Source organism: Streptomyces sp. NBC_00247 (assembly GCF_036188265.1).
Classification (GTDB): domain Bacteria; phylum Actinomycetota; class Actinomycetes; order Streptomycetales; family Streptomycetaceae; genus Streptomyces.
In genome coordinates, this window is sequence record NZ_CP108093.1 from 2,229,744 (window position 1) to 2,243,349 (window position 13,606).

The following is a 13,606-nucleotide window of genomic DNA, read 5'->3' on the forward strand; positions in this document are numbered from 1 at the left end:
CAATCGACTGCGGGCTGCCGGACACCATGGAGGGCCGATGCCGGGACCGGGAAGCAGCACACGGGGCGGGCTGCGCCGCACGCTCGGATTCAGGGACCTGGTGGTCTACGGGCTGCTGTTCATCGCCCCGATGGCCCCGGTGGGTGTGTTCGGCACGCTGGACGCGAAGTCCGGCGGCGCGGTCGCGCTCGTGTACGTCGTGGCGACGGTCGTGATGGCCTTCACGGCGTTCAGTTACGCCCAGATGGTGCGGGTCGCCCCGAAGGCCGGGTCGGTGTTCACGTACGCCCGCAAGGGGCTCGGCGAGGTGCCCGGGTTCATCGCCGGGTGGATGGCGATGCTCGACTATCTGCTGATCCCGGCGGTCGCCTACCTCTTCTCCGGAATCGCGATGAACGCGCTGGTCCCGGACGTGTCGCGGTGGGTGTGGACGGCCATCGCGGTGGTGCTGACCACGGCACTCAACCTGTGGGGGGTGCGGGCCGCCGCGCGGGTCGGCTTCGCGGTACTCGCGTTGGAGATCACGGTGCTGCTGGTGTTCGTGGTGTCGGCGGTGGTGGTGCTGGCGCGGGACGGCGCGCAGCGCGGCTGGCTGTCGCCGCTGACCGGCGATTCGGGGTTCTCGACCACGGCGGTGATCGGGGCGGTGTCGGTGGCCGTCCTCTCCTACCTGGGCTTCGACGCCATCGCCTCGTTCGCGGAGGAGGTGACGGGCGGGTCCGCGAAGGTCGCGCGGGCGGTGCTGTTGTGTCTGGTGATGGCGGGGGCCCTGTTCGTGGCGCAGTCGTATCTGGCGGCGCTGCTGGAGCCGGTCTCCTCGGCGGAGCTGGCGGCGGATCCGGCGGCGCAGGGGTCGGCGTTCTACGACGCGGTGGACGCCTCGGTCGGGAACTGGCTGCACGACCTGGTCGCGGCGAGCAAGGCGGTCGGGGCGGCGTTCGCGGCGCTGGCGGGGCAGGCGGCGGCCGGGCGGCTGGTCTTCGCGATGGCGCGGGAGCGGCGGCTGCCGTCGTTCCTGGCGCGGATCGACGTGAAGTCGGGGGTGCCGAGGGTGGCCGTGCTGTGCGCGGCGGTCGTCACGCTGGTGGCGGCGGTGTGGGCGGCCCGGCGGGACGACGGGCTCGACCATCTGGTGTCCGTGGTGAACATCGGCGCGCTGACCGCGTTCGTGCTGCTGCACGCGTCGGTGGTGGGCTGGTTCGTGGTCCGCCGGATGGAGGGCGTGCCGAGCTGGTGGCGCCATCTGGTGGTGCCGGTGCTGGGCGCGGCCGCGCTGGTCGCGGTGATCGTGGAGGCGACGACGAGCGCGCAGGTGGTGGGTGCCTGCTGGCTCGCCGTAGGTCTCGTGGTGGTCGCGGTGCAGGGCGGACGGCGTACCGGCGGGGGCGAGGAATCCATGGGCCGCGGCGGGGGCACCCGGCCCGGTGCGTGAACGGGCCCGCTGTCCGCGGTGGCGGTTACGCTCGCCCGTATGGCTCTCAACACGTCCGCGGAAGCCCCGCTGCCCGTCGGTGAGGTGTCGCGGCTCATCGGCGGCTGGATCGACCGGCTCGGCGCGGTCTGGGTCGAGGGGCAGATCACGCAGCTCTCGCGGCGGCCGGGGGCGGGCGTCGTCTTCCTGACGCTGCGCGACCCGGCCCACGACATCTCGGTGGGCGTGACCTGCTTCCGGCAGGTCTTCGACCGGATCGCGGACGTGGTGACGGAGGGCGCGCGGGTCGTGGTCCTGGCGAAGCCGGAGTGGTACGCGCCGCGCGGCCAGCTCTCGCTCCGGGCGACGGAGATCCGGCCGGTCGGCATCGGTGAGCTGCTGGTGCGGCTGGAGCAGCTGAAGAAGTCGCTCGCCTCGGAGGGGCTGTTCGCGCTGGACCGGAAGAGGCCGCTGCCGTTCCTGCCGCAGTTGATCGGGCTGGTCTGCGGGCGGGCCTCGGCCGCCGAGCGCGACGTCCTGGAGAACGCGCGCCGCCGTTGGCCCGCCGTGCGGTTCGAGGTGCGCAACACCGCCGTGCAGGGCGTCCACGCGGTCAACCAGGTGGTCCAGGCGGTCCAGGAGCTGGACGGCATGCCCGAGGTGGACGTGATCGTCGTCGCGCGGGGCGGGGGCAGCGTGGAGGACCTGCTGCCGTTCTCCGACGAGGCGCTGGTCCGGGCCGTCGCCGCCTGCCGTACGCCGGTGGTGTCCGCCATCGGGCACGAGCCGGACTCCCCGCTGCTGGACCTGGTCGCGGACCTGCGCGCGTCCACGCCGACGGACGCGGCGAAGAAGGTCGTACCGGACGTGGGCGAGGAGCTGGACCGGGTCCAGCAGCTGCGGGACCGGGCGCTGCGGACCGTACGCGGGCTGCTGGAGCGCGAGGAGCGGGGCCTCGCGCAGGCACTCGGCCGGCCGTCGATGGAACGCCCGCAGCGGCTGGTGGACGAGCGGGCCGCCGAGGTGGAGGCGCTCACGGGGCGTAGCCGCCGGGTGCTGGGGCATCTGCTGGACCGGGCCGACTCGGAGATCGCGCACACCCTGGCCCGGGTGGTCTCGCTCTCCCCCGCGGCCACCCTGGAGCGCGGTTACGCGGTGCTCCAGCGGGCGGACGGCCATGTGGTGCGCGCCCCGGAGGAGGCCGGCGCCCCCGGCGAGGTGCTGCGGGCGCGGGTGTCGGAGGGCGAGTTCGCGGTACGGGTGGAGGGGTGAGCGGGCCTGCGGCACCGGGTGGACGCCTCCTGGTTCCGGACCGGGACCGCTGTCGGTGCGCGCACATAGAGTGGGCGGCATGACGGACGACGGGACGACCACCGCCGGTGCGACCGGCACGCTCGGTTACGAGCAGGCGCGCGACGAGCTGATCGAGGTCGTGCGCCGGCTGGAGACGGGCGGCACCACGCTGGAGGAGTCGCTGGCGCTCTGGGAGCGCGGCGAGGAGCTGGCGAAGGTGTGCCGCCGCTGGCTGGAGGGTGCCCGCGCCCGCCTCGACGCGGCCCTGGCAGGTCCGGACGACGACCGCGAGGACGGGTCGCCGGGCGAGTAGGCCGTGTGGTGCAAGCCTGACCGGCGACGCCTGGTACGCACGCTCGCCGCGTTGTCGGGGCCGCCCCGGTACATCCAGATCGGGGCGGCTCTCCGCCGGGACGAGTGGGCCCGGACACGTGGCGGACGGCCGCGACGCTCACGGTCGCCGCTGTGGCGTGCCTCACCCCGGCCCGGGATTAGTTGAAAGTTAATCTACCTCTCGGCTACGGTGATCACATCGCTCGATCCCGTACGCCCCGAAGGTGGTTCGTCCATGTCCCTCGCCCTTGACCCCGCCGCGCAGGCCCTCCTCTTCACCGAGGCCCGCACCGCCAACACCTTCTCCGACGAGCCGGTGACCGACGAGCAGGTCCAGGCGATCTACGAGCTGGTCAAGTACGGCCCCACCGCCTTCAACCAGTCGCCGCTGCGCGTCGTCCTGGTCCGCTCCGAGGAGGGCCGCGCCCGCCTCGTCGAGCACATGGCCGAGGGCAACCGCCCGAAGACCCTCGCCGCGCCGCTGGTCGCGATCCTCGCCGCCGACAACGAGTTCCACGAGGAGCTCCCGGCGCTCATGCCGCACTTCCCGCAGGCCAAGGACGCGTTCTTCTCCGAGCGCCCGGTCCGCGAGCAGTCCGCCGCGCTGAACGCCGCACTCCAGGCCGCCTACTTCATCGTCGGCGTCCGCGCCGCCGGTCTGGCCGCCGGCCCGATGACCGGCTTCGACGCCGCGGGCATCGAGAAGGAGTTCCTCGACAGCGACCACAAGCTGCTCATGGTCGTCAACATCGGCAAGCCGGGTGAGGACGCCTGGTTCCCGCGCCTGCCGCGCCTGTCGTACGACGAGGTCGTCACCACCGTCTGACCGGTCCGGCCCGGCCGGCCGCGCCCGACGAAAAGCCCGGAACACCTGAAGGTGTTCCGGGCTTTTCGGGTCTCCGGTGCCGCAACGGGCCCGGCCCGCGTCAGGACGTGGTGAGCGCGGCGGCCATCGCGGCCAGCTGCTTCCTGGGCGCGGAGCCGGTGACCACCGTGGTGGAGCCCTCGGCGTTCAGCACCAGGGCGTCGTACTTCGCACCCTTCCAGTACTGCCATTCCTGGCCCGCGACGGTCTCGGTGCGTCCGGTGTCCTCGGCGTCCTGGCTGACGTCGGGGACGTAGGCCTTCACGGGAGTCGTGGACTGCTCCACGGCGACGTACTTGCCGTCCGGGTCGATGAAGCCCAGGTGCCAACTGCTGCCCTCGGCACCGTCGTACGAGACGGAGGTCGCCTTCCAGCCCTCGGGGAGCCCGGACGGGGCGGCCACCGGGTACGGGGCCGCGCGGCGCGCGGTCGCGAGTTCGACGCGGTAGTCGACGGTCTGGACCGGGTCGGCCTTGTCGTCGTGCGGAACGAAGACGTAGATGACGCCGGCCGCGGCGACGATCAACACCAACGACAGGAACATGTCCCGGACTGTCTGCTTGCCTCGCTTGCTTGCCACGGATACATGGTGGCACGAGGCCCCCCGACAGCCGCCCGGGACCCCGGCCGGCCGGCCGTCGCCGGGACGCGGCGCCGGCCCGTCATCGGTCGGTACGGCATCGTGCGCTCATCCGTGGGGCGCCCTGCTCATTTTATCGGCCTACCGATAGAGTCGAAGCGCGCTCATTTCCGGTCGTCGTCGTACAGAAAGGCGTGCTCCGATGCCCGAGCACCATCTGCCGTCCCAGTTGGAGGTCTCTCCGGAGGCCCCCGACCGCAACCTCGCCCTCGAACTGGTCCGGGTGACCGAAGCCGCCGCCATGGCCGCCGGCCGCTGGGTCGGGCGAGGCGACAAGATCGGCGCCGACGGGGCCGCGGTGAAGGCCATGCGGACCCTCGTCTCCACGGTGTCCATGAACGGTGTGGTCGTGATCGGCGAAGGGGAGAAGGACGAGGCCCCCATGCTCTTCAACGGCGAACGGGTCGGCGACGGCACCGGCGCCGAGGTCGACATCGCCGTCGACCCGATCGACGGCACCACGCTCAACGCCAAAGGCATGCCCAACGCCATCGCGGTACTGGCCGCCGCCGACCGGGGGGCGATGTTCGACCCCTCGGCCGTCTTCTACATGGACAAACTGGTGACCGGGCCCGAGGCCGCCGACTTCGTCGACATCAACGCGCCCGTCGCGGTCAACATCCGGCGCGTCGCGAAGGCGAAGCACTCCACGCCCGAGGACGTCACCGTCGTCGTGCTCGACCGCCCGCGCCACGAAGGCATCGTGAAGGAGATCCGGGACACCGGCGCCCGGATCAAGTTCATCTCGGACGGCGACGTGGCCGGCTCGATCATGGCCGCCCGCGAGGGCACCGGCATCGACCTGCTCATGGGTATCGGCGGCACGCCCGAGGGCATCATCTCGGCCTGCGCCATAAAGTGCCTGGGCGGCGTGATCCAGGGCAAGCTCTGGCCGAAGGACGAGGCCGAACGCCAGAAGGCCCTGGACGCCGGGCACGACCTGGACCGGGTGCTGTCGACGGACGACCTGGTCAGCGGCGACAACGTGTTCTTCGTCGCCACCGGGATCACCGACGGCGAACTGATGCGCGGGGTGCGCTACCGCGCCGAGACCGCCACCACCGAGTCCATCGTGATGCGGTCCAAGTCGGGCACGATCCGCACCATCTCCTCCACGCACCGCCTGTCGAAGCTGCGCGCGTACAGCGCGATCGACTTCGACCGGGCGCAGTAGGACCCGCCCCGGACGGACCGCATCCACGGACCACACCCCGGGGCAACGCGAAGGGGGCCACCGGGCGGGTGGCCCCCTTCGCGTCGTCGGTGGGTCAGCCGGCGGCGGCGATCGCTCCCTTGGCGGCCGCGGCGGCCTTGAGCTCCATGTCGCGGCGGCGCCTGCGGGCGAGCACGACCCGGCGTTCGGCGGCCGTGAGGCCGCCCCAGACCCCGTACGGCTCCGGCTGCATCAGGGCATGCTCCTGACACTCCACCATGACGGGGCAGCGGGCGCAGACCCGCTTGGCGGCGTCCTCGCGGGACAGCCGGGCGGCGGTCGGTTCTTTCGACGGGGCGAAGAAGAGCCCGGCTTCGTCCCGGCGGCACACCGCCTCGGAATGCCAGGGGCCCGCCTGGTCTTCCCGCGCGGGAGCTCGCTGAGTGGGCACAGCGGCGACCTGCAGGGGCTGATGAGGCAGTTGCAGCACGGTCTACTCCTGACGACGGCTTCGCGAGCGAGAGACGATGCAGGATTCTTTACCCGCTGTACGCACGGCTATGCGCTGGGTGGCATCGCCGAACGGGCCACGCAAGAGGGTGCGGGCCGGCCCTTGGCCGGATAGTGCCTCTTGCGACCCGTGCGTACCGCCCCTGCCCCTGGGCCCGGGGCCGGCCGCCCACCCGTCGACGGGAGTGCGCCGACCGTTCGTTCAGTGTCCGAGGTGCTTGCGCAGCTGGCGGTGGAGGTTCTCGATCAGCTTGCCCCGCTTGGGCTTGGCCTCGACGTTCCCGAAGACCGAGTAGCCGTTGACGACGACGACCGGCGCCTCCGGATCGGGGGACTCGGTGTTCACCACCTCGAAGTTGGCGAAGATCCCGGTCCCGCTGCCGCGCAGGGTGATGTTCTCCGGGACCTTGACCTCGACATTGCCGAAAATCGACGTCGCGTTGATGACGGTGAGCCGCTGCCCGAACAGCGCCTCGGTCAGGTCGATCTCCACCGTTCCGAAGAGCGCGAACGCGTGGGTGCGCCCGCCGACCCGCCAACGGCCCCTGCGCGTCACGCTGCTGAAGACCGCGACGAGATTCTCCGCGTCGGTGGCGGCGACGCCCGCCTCGTACGCGAAGGGACTCCCGGCCGCCTGCCCGGCCGAGGAACTCCCGGCCGCCGGAAGGTCGCTCACCAGAGGTTCCAACTCGCCGACGGTCTTGGCGCGGTAGACGAGTTCCACCCGTTCCGCGTGCTCCTCGGCGGTCAGCCGGCCCTCCGCCACGGCCTCCCGCAGGATGTCCGCGATCCGGTCGCGGTCGGCGTCGGACGCGCGGAGGCCGGAGGGCCCGGCGGACGGGGCGGCGGCCGTGGCCGTCGGCCGCGGGGACTGCTGAGGCTGCTTTTCGAGGTCCACCGGCCCAGCGTACCCAAACGCGATAGATCGCGACTAGGCCGTGTCCGGCAATTCGCGGTCCGGCAACGCCGCGAGGGGCCTGCCCGACACCGCCCGCCCGGCCGGACCGAGGAGTGCGCCGGGCAGCGGGCCCGGCCGCCCGCGCGCCACCCCGGAGCGCACCCGGACGGCTTCCGTACCGCCCCGCCACTCGCCGGTCCCCCGCCTCACCCGGGGTGAGCCTTACCTCACAAGCCCGGCCGTCCTCCCGAGCCCTACCCTGGTGGGTGCGCTGCCCAAGGGAGGTCAGCCGCTGTCACCGAGTGAGGAATGGCCGAAATGCCAGAGTTTGCGTACTCCGATCTGCTCCCCGTGGGAGAGGACACCACGCCGTACCGGCTGGTGACCTCCGAAGGCGTTTCGACCTTCGAGGCCGACGGCCGTACGTTCCTCAAGGTGGCGCCCGAGGCGCTGCGCACGCTGGCCGCCGAGGCGATGCACGACATCTCCCACTACCTGCGCCCCACCCACCTCGCGCAGCTGCGCCGGATCATCGACGACCCGGAGGCGTCCTCGAACGACAAGTTCGTGGCGCTCGACCTGCTGAAGAACGCGAACATCGCCGCCGCCGGCGTGCTCCCCATGTGCCAGGACACCGGCACGGCCATCGTCATGGGCAAGCGCGGGCAGAACGTGCTGACCGAGGGCGGTGACGAGGAGGCGCTGTCGCACGGCATCTTCGACGCGTACACCAAGCTCAACCTGCGCTACTCGCAGATGGCCCCGATCACCATGTGGGAAGAGAAGAACACCGGCTCCAACCTCCCGGCGCAGATCGAGCTGTACGCGACCGACGGCGGTGCCTACAAGTTCCTCTTCATGGCGAAGGGCGGCGGCTCGGCCAACAAGTCGTTCCTCTACCAGGAGACGAAGGCGGTCCTGAACGAGGCCTCCATGATGAAGTTCCTGGAGGAGAAGATCCGTTCGCTCGGCACCGCGGCCTGCCCGCCGTACCACCTGGCGATCGTGGTCGGCGGCACGTCCGCGGAGTTCGCGCTGAAGACCGCCAAGTACGCCTCCGCGCACTACCTCGACGAGCTTCCCGGCGAAGGCTCCCCCACCGGGCACGGCTTCCGGGACAAGGAGCTGGAGGAGAAGGTCTTCGAGCTGACCCAGAAGATCGGGATCGGCGCGCAGTTCGGCGGCAAGTACTTCTGCCACGACGTGCGTGTGGTCCGCCTCCCCCGGCACGGTGCCTCGCTGCCGGTGGCCATCGCCGTCTCCTGCTCCGCCGACCGCCAGGCGACCGCGAAGATCACCGCCGAGGGCGTCTTCCTGGAGCAGCTGGAGACGGACCCGGCGCGCTTCCTGCCGGACACCACCGACGAGCACCTCGACGAGTCCGGTGACGTGGTGCGGATCGACCTCAACCGGCCGATGGACGAGATCCTCGCCGAGCTGACCAAGTACCCGGTCAAAACCCGCCTCTCGCTGACCGGTCCGCTGGTCGTGGCGCGCGACATCGCGCACGCCAAGATCAAGGAGCGGCTGGACGCGGGCGAGGAGATGCCGCAGTACCTCAAGGACCACCCGGTCTACTACGCGGGCCCGGCGAAGACGCCCGAGGGGTACGCCTCCGGCTCGTTCGGTCCGACGACGGCCGGCCGGATGGACAGCTACGTCGAGCAGTTCCAGGCGGCGGGCGGCTCCAAGGTGATGCTGGCGAAGGGCAACCGGAGCAAGCAGGTCACCGACGCGTGCGGTGCGCACGGCGGGTTCTACCTGGGCTCGATCGGCGGCCCGGCCGCCCGGCTGGCGCAGGACTGCATCAAGAAGGTCGAGGTCGTCGAGTACGAGGAGCTCGGCATGGAGGCGGTCTGGCGGATCGAGGTCGAGGACTTCCCCGCGTTCGTCGTGGTGGACGACAAGGGCAACGACTTCTTCACCGAGCCCGCGCCGGCGCCGACCTTCACCAGCATCCCGGTGCGCGGTCCCGGTCTCGCCTGATCCACGGGGTCCGCGAGGCACCCGGGGTCCGCGAGGTGAGGCACCCGGGGTCCACGAGGTCCCGGGGTCCACGGTGCCGCAGGCTTCGCGGACCTGATCCGCGGACCCGTCCGGGGCGTTCCGGCCGATGACATCCGGCCGGGGCGCCCCGGACGTCTTCCTGCCGTCGCGGGCTGCGGCGCCCCCTGAGCGCATGGGTGAATTCAAGCCAATCTCGCTCGTGCCGACGGGGGACGGCCGCTTTGCCCGGGGCGGCGGGCCGAGGCCGCGCGGGCGGACGCCCGTACCCGGTGCCGGGACCGCCGTGGGGGCGCGTCCGGCGGGCGCGGACAGCGATTTCGGCCCGGCGACGGGAGCGGGGACCGCCCGCGTCCGGTCCCCCCGGTGCCGCCGCGGCCACCGTGATCCGGGAGGTGACCGGCACCCGGACCACCGCACCTTTCCCCGCACCGGACCCGATGCCGGGCTTGCGCCGTGCCCGCGTGTTGGGGTGGGTTGATGCCGTCCGGCCCCGAGAGCCTGCCGGACGGCCTCCGACGGGGCGGCCACGCCTGGCGCGCGCACGCCGTCGGCATGGGTCGGCCGACAGGCTCCGATCCGCCGGGCACCCCCACCGCCCGCGCGGCCGTGTGCGCCGGACGCACCCGCGTACCGCGAGCGGCGGGGAGATCGCCGACAGCCCCCGTGCCCCACCCCGCGGTCACCCACCACCGGAAAGGCGGACGACGCATGACGCCGGCCCCCCACCGAAGCCACACCGACGATCTGCTGGCCTTCATCGCCGCCAGCCCCTCCCCGTACCACGCGGTGGCGAGTGCCGTGACGCGCTTGGCGAAGGCGGGGTTCCGCGAACTGCGCGGCACCGACGACTGGAGCGGCACGAGCGGCGGCTGCTACGTCGCCCGGGCCGGCGCGCTGATCGCCTGGTACGTCCCCGAACACGCGCCCACGCACACGCCGCTGCGGATCGTCGGCTGTCACACCGACTCACCGAACCTGCGGGTGAAACCGAACCCCGACACCGGGACGGCGGGCTGGCGCCAGATCGGCGTCGAGATCTACGGCGGCGTGCCGCTGAACACCTGGCTCGACCGCGACCTGGGCCTCAGCGGCCGGCTCACCCTGCGCGGCGGAACCCCCGGCACCCCGCGCGACCTGCTGGTACAGATCGACGAACCTCTGCTGCGCGTACCCCAACTCGCCATCCACCTCGACCGGAAGGTCAACGAGGGCGCGCTCCTGGACCCGCAGCGCCATCTGGCGCCGGTGTGGTCGCTCGGCGCCCCCGAGGAGGGCGCGCTGCTGCGCCGAGTCGCGGCGGCGGCCGGCGAGGATCCGGCGGACGTGCTGGGCTGGGACCTGATGCTGCACGACGTCCAGCCGCCCGGATACCTGGGCGTGGAGCAGGAGTTCGTGGTCGCGCCCCGCCTCGACAACCTGGTCTCCGTGCACGCGGGCGTGACGGCGCTGGTGGACACCGCGACCTCCGTCGAACCGCCCCGCTACATCCCGGTGCTGGCCGCCTTCGACCACGAGGAGGTCGGCAGCGCCTCGCAGACCGGGGCGCAGAGCCCGCTGCTGGAACGGGTGCTGTCCCGTGCGGTGGTGGCGCGCGGGGGCGGCGCCGAGGAGTGGGCGCGGTCGCTGGCGGGCTCCTTCTGCGTCTCGGCCGACATGACCCACGCCGTTCACCCCAACTACCAGGAGCGCCACGACCCCGGCCACCTCCCGCTGCCGAACGGCGGGCCCACGGTGAAGGTCAACACCAACCAGCGGTACGCCACCGACGGCACCGGGGTGGCCCTGTTCCGCGAGGCGTGCGACCGGTCCGAGGTCCCGTGGCAGTCCTTCGCGGCCAACAACGCGATGCCCTGCGGCACGTCGATCGGTCCGCTCACCGCCGCCCGGCTCGGCGTGACCACGCTGGACGTCGGGGTGCCCGGCCTCTCCATGCACTCGGCGCGCGAGCTGTGCGGAGCGCGGGATCCGGCACATCTGGCGGCGGCCCTGCGCGCCGTGTTGACGGCCGCCTGAGCGACGGGCGCGCCCGCAGGCGTGCCCGGACCCCCACCCGCCCGTACCCGCGTGCCGGGAGCGCGCGGGGACGGGCGCGGGAGAGGGTGGCTCCGGGGCGGACGGGGTGGGAATAGCCCCGCGACGGCGCGCGCTCAACCGCACAGGAGGTTCGAACAACATGACCGATGCACAGGACCCGGCGGAATTCCGCATCGAGCACGACTCGATGGGGGAGGTGAGGGTCCCGGCGGACGCCAAGTGGCGTGCGCAGACCCAGCGGGCGGTGGAGAACTTCCCCGTCTCCGGCCAGCGACTGGAACGCGCCCACATCGAGGCACTCGCCCGGATCAAGGCGGCTGCCGCCAAGGTCAACGCCGGTCTGGGGGTGCTCGATCCGGAGGTGGCCGAGGCGATCTCGGGGGCGGCCGCCGAGGTGGCGGAGGGCCGGTGGGACGACCACTTCCCGGTCGACGTCTTCCAGACCGGGTCCGGCACCTCGTCCAACATGAACACCAACGAGGTGATCGCCACGCTCGCCTCCGAGCGGCTCGGCCGTGACGTGCACCCCAACGACCACGTCAACGCCTCGCAGTCCTCGAACGACGTCTTCCCGTCCTCGATCCACATCGCCGCCACCGCCGCCGTCACCGGCGACCTCGTCCCGGCCCTGGAGCACCTGGCCGCGTCGCTGGAGCGCAAGGCCCGCGAGTTCGCGCAGGTGGTGAAGTCGGGGCGCACCCATCTCATGGACGCGACGCCTGTCACCCTTGGACAGGAGTTCGGTGGGTACGCGGCGCAGATCTCCTACGGCGTCGAGCGCCTGCGCGCCTCACTCCCCCGGCTCGCCGAACTTCCGCTGGGCGGTACGGCGGTCGGCACCGGGATCAACACCCCGCCCGGCTTCTCGGCGGCCGTCATCGCCGAGATCGCCGAGGCGACAGGACTACCGCTGACGGAGGCCCGCAACCACTTCGAGGCGCAGGGCGCGCGGGACGGCCTGGTCGAGGTGTCCGGGCAGCTGCGTACGGTCGCCGTCTCGCTGACCAAGATCTGCAACGACCTGCGGTGGATGGCCTCGGGACCGCGTACCGGCCTGGCCGAGATCGCGCTGCCCGACCTCCAGCCGGGTTCGTCGATCATGCCGGGCAAGGTGAACCCGGTGATCCCCGAGGCGGTGCTGATGGTCGCCGCGCAGGTCACGGGGAACGACGCGACGGTCGCGGCGGCCGGCGCGGCCGGCAACTTCGAGCTGAACGTCATGATGCCGGTCATCGCGAAGAACCTGCTGGAGTCCGTGCGCCTGCTCGCCAACGCCTCGCGGCTGCTGGCGGACCGCACGGTGGACGGCATCACCGCCGACACCGCCCGGACGCGCGCCTACGCGGAGTCCTCCCCCTCGGTGGTGACCCCGCTGAACAAGTACCTGGGGTACGAGGAGGCCGCCAAGGTCGCCAAGAAGTCGCTGGCCGACGGCACCACGATCCGCGAGACCGTGCTCACCTCCGGGTACGTGGAGCGGGGCGACCTGACGGTGGAGCAACTGGACGAGGCGCTCGACGTCCTGCGCATGACCAGGCCGTGAAACCTGGGCCGTGTCCGGCGATTCCCGGCGGACGGTGCCCGGCACGGCCTCGCCCCGGACGGGCCGTCAGGTCTCCCTGACGGCCCGTAGGGATGCGCGCCGCCGGGTGATCCGTATCGCAGCGCCCGCGCGGCGGCGTCCGTAAGATCTGTTCATGGCAGGTACGGGAGAGCACACACGCTGGGCGCCCGGGGACCACATCCTCTGGCGCTACCGGGACAAGGGCAGCGACGACGGGCCCGCGCACGCGACACCGCTGCGCATCTGCCGTCCGGTCACGGTCGTCCAGGACACCGAAGACCTCCTGGCCGTATGGATGGCCCCGGGCACCGAGTGCGTACGGCCGGTCCTCGCGAGCGGCGCCGAGGTGCACACGGAGCCCCTGGCCACCCGCTACACCGTGCCGCGCACCACGGACCGCTACACCTGGTGGGGCATGGGCGTGCTGAAGCTGGCGCGGCCCGGCGAGCCGTGGTCGGTCTGGCTCTTCTGGGACCGCGGCTGGGTCTTCCGCAACTGGTATGTCAACTTCGAGGAACCACTCACTCGTTGGAGTTCCGGAGTCGATTCCGAGGACCACTTCCTCGACATCTCGGTGCACCCCGACCGGAGCTGGAAGTGGCTCGACGAGGACGAGTTCGCGCAGGCCCAACGGGTCGGCCTGATGGACCGCGGGACGGCCGAGCGGGTGCGCCGGGCAGGGCGCGCGGCGGTCTCGGTGATCGAGGCGTGGGGCCCCCCGTTCCGGGACGGCTGGGAGCACTGGCGGCCCGATCCGGCCTGGCCCGTCCCGGCGCTGCCGGATGACTGGGACCGCACCCGCGCGCGCACACCGTCGTGAGACTCTTGAATCACCCGTGGGGGGCGCCCGTAGGATCAGCCTCCCGAGGGCCCGTGCGCGACAACCCGCGTATCGGCC

At 72.2% G+C, this 13,606-nt stretch carries 12 protein-coding genes; 9 read left to right on the forward strand and 3 right to left on the reverse strand.

The features are described 5' to 3' along the window. The first annotated feature begins 37 nt into the window (after positions 1–37). From OHT52_RS09170 to OHT52_RS09185, 4 genes are all read left to right on the forward strand, one after another. The gene (locus tag OHT52_RS09170; protein ID WP_328719634.1) at positions 38–1,432 is read left to right on the forward strand and encodes an APC family permease; all 1,395 of its coding nucleotides are present in this window, start codon (positions 38–40) and stop codon (positions 1,430–1,432) included. Positions 1,433–1,471: 39 nt separating this feature from the next. Beyond that, entirely contained in the window at positions 1,472–2,683 is a 1,212-nt protein-coding gene (gene xseA / locus OHT52_RS09175; RefSeq protein WP_328719635.1) for an exodeoxyribonuclease VII large subunit, read from the forward strand. 79 nt (positions 2,684–2,762) lie between these two features. Further along, positions 2,763–3,017: an exodeoxyribonuclease VII small subunit gene (locus OHT52_RS09180; protein ID WP_328719636.1), complete on the forward strand. Its 255-nt coding sequence runs from the start codon at positions 2,763–2,765 to the stop codon at positions 3,015–3,017. Positions 3,018–3,272: 255 nt separating this feature from the next. Next, a complete protein-coding gene (locus OHT52_RS09185; protein WP_328719637.1) occupies positions 3,273–3,863 on the forward strand; it encodes a malonic semialdehyde reductase in 591 nt (196 codons plus the stop codon). Positions 3,864–3,963: 100 nt separating this feature from the next. Here OHT52_RS09185 and OHT52_RS09190 read toward each other — a convergent pair whose 3' ends face one another. Beyond that, complete coding sequence (locus OHT52_RS09190) at positions 3,964–4,482, reverse strand: DUF4245 domain-containing protein (RefSeq protein WP_328719638.1); 519 nt, start codon at positions 4,480–4,482, stop codon at positions 3,964–3,966. A 202-nt stretch (positions 4,483–4,684) separates the two neighbouring features. On the opposite strand from OHT52_RS09190, the gene glpX reads away from it, so the two are divergent. Beyond that, positions 4,685–5,716, forward strand: a complete 1,032-nt coding sequence (glpX, locus tag OHT52_RS09195; protein WP_328719639.1) for a class II fructose-bisphosphatase — start codon at positions 4,685–4,687, stop codon at positions 5,714–5,716. Between the two features lie 94 nt (positions 5,717–5,810). Here the strand turns inward: glpX and OHT52_RS09200 are convergent, their stop codons facing one another. Both OHT52_RS09200 and OHT52_RS09205 read right to left on the reverse strand, forming a co-directional pair. Beyond that, a complete protein-coding gene (locus OHT52_RS09200; RefSeq protein WP_328719640.1) occupies positions 5,811–6,185 on the reverse strand; it encodes a WhiB family transcriptional regulator in 375 nt (124 codons plus the stop codon). A gap of 222 nt (positions 6,186–6,407) precedes the next feature. Beyond that, positions 6,408–7,103 carry a DUF1707 SHOCT-like domain-containing protein gene (locus OHT52_RS09205; RefSeq protein ID WP_328719641.1) on the reverse strand — a complete coding sequence of 232 codons (696 nt, stop codon included), beginning with the start codon at positions 7,101–7,103 and terminating at the stop codon, positions 6,408–6,410. A 309-nt stretch (positions 7,104–7,412) separates the two neighbouring features. Between OHT52_RS09205 and OHT52_RS09210 the strand changes: the two genes are divergently transcribed. From OHT52_RS09210 to fomD, 4 genes are all read left to right on the forward strand, one after another. Next, positions 7,413–9,089, forward strand: a complete 1,677-nt coding sequence (locus OHT52_RS09210; RefSeq protein ID WP_328719642.1) for a fumarate hydratase — start codon at positions 7,413–7,415, stop codon at positions 9,087–9,089. Between the two features lie 729 nt (positions 9,090–9,818). Then, on the forward strand, positions 9,819–11,123 hold the full coding sequence (locus tag OHT52_RS09215) for a M18 family aminopeptidase (RefSeq protein ID WP_328719643.1): 1,305 nt from the start codon (positions 9,819–9,821) through the stop codon (positions 11,121–11,123). A gap of 160 nt (positions 11,124–11,283) precedes the next feature. Further along, a complete protein-coding gene (locus OHT52_RS09220) occupies positions 11,284–12,687 on the forward strand; it encodes a class II fumarate hydratase (protein ID WP_328719644.1) in 1,404 nt (467 codons plus the stop codon). 154 nt (positions 12,688–12,841) lie between these two features. Further along, on the forward strand, positions 12,842–13,528 hold the full coding sequence (fomD, locus tag OHT52_RS09225; protein WP_328719645.1) for a cytidylyl-2-hydroxypropylphosphonate hydrolase: 687 nt from the start codon (positions 12,842–12,844) through the stop codon (positions 13,526–13,528). Positions 13,529–13,606 lie beyond the last annotated feature (78 nt).

What these genes read in the sequence shown, in the direction of transcription:
- OHT52_RS09220 (WP_328719644.1), top strand. Translation starts at nt 11,284, where the DNA reads ATGACCGATGCACAGGACCCGGCGGAATTCCGCATCGAGCACGACTCG.
- glpX (WP_328719639.1), top strand. Translation starts at nt 4,685, where the DNA reads ATGCCCGAGCACCATCTGCCGTCCCAGTTGGAGGTCTCTCCGGAGGCC.
- OHT52_RS09185 (WP_328719637.1), top strand. Translation starts at nt 3,273, where the DNA reads ATGTCCCTCGCCCTTGACCCCGCCGCGCAGGCCCTCCTCTTCACCGAG.
- OHT52_RS09180 (WP_328719636.1), top strand. Translation starts at nt 2,763, where the DNA reads ATGACGGACGACGGGACGACCACCGCCGGTGCGACCGGCACGCTCGGT.
- OHT52_RS09170 (WP_328719634.1), top strand. Translation starts at nt 38, where the DNA reads ATGCCGGGACCGGGAAGCAGCACACGGGGCGGGCTGCGCCGCACGCTC.
- OHT52_RS09210 (WP_328719642.1), top strand. Translation starts at nt 7,413, where the DNA reads ATGGCCGAAATGCCAGAGTTTGCGTACTCCGATCTGCTCCCCGTGGGA.
- OHT52_RS09215 (WP_328719643.1), top strand. Translation starts at nt 9,819, where the DNA reads ATGACGCCGGCCCCCCACCGAAGCCACACCGACGATCTGCTGGCCTTC.
- xseA (WP_328719635.1), top strand. Translation starts at nt 1,472, where the DNA reads ATGGCTCTCAACACGTCCGCGGAAGCCCCGCTGCCCGTCGGTGAGGTG.
- fomD (WP_328719645.1), top strand. Translation starts at nt 12,842, where the DNA reads ATGGCAGGTACGGGAGAGCACACACGCTGGGCGCCCGGGGACCACATC.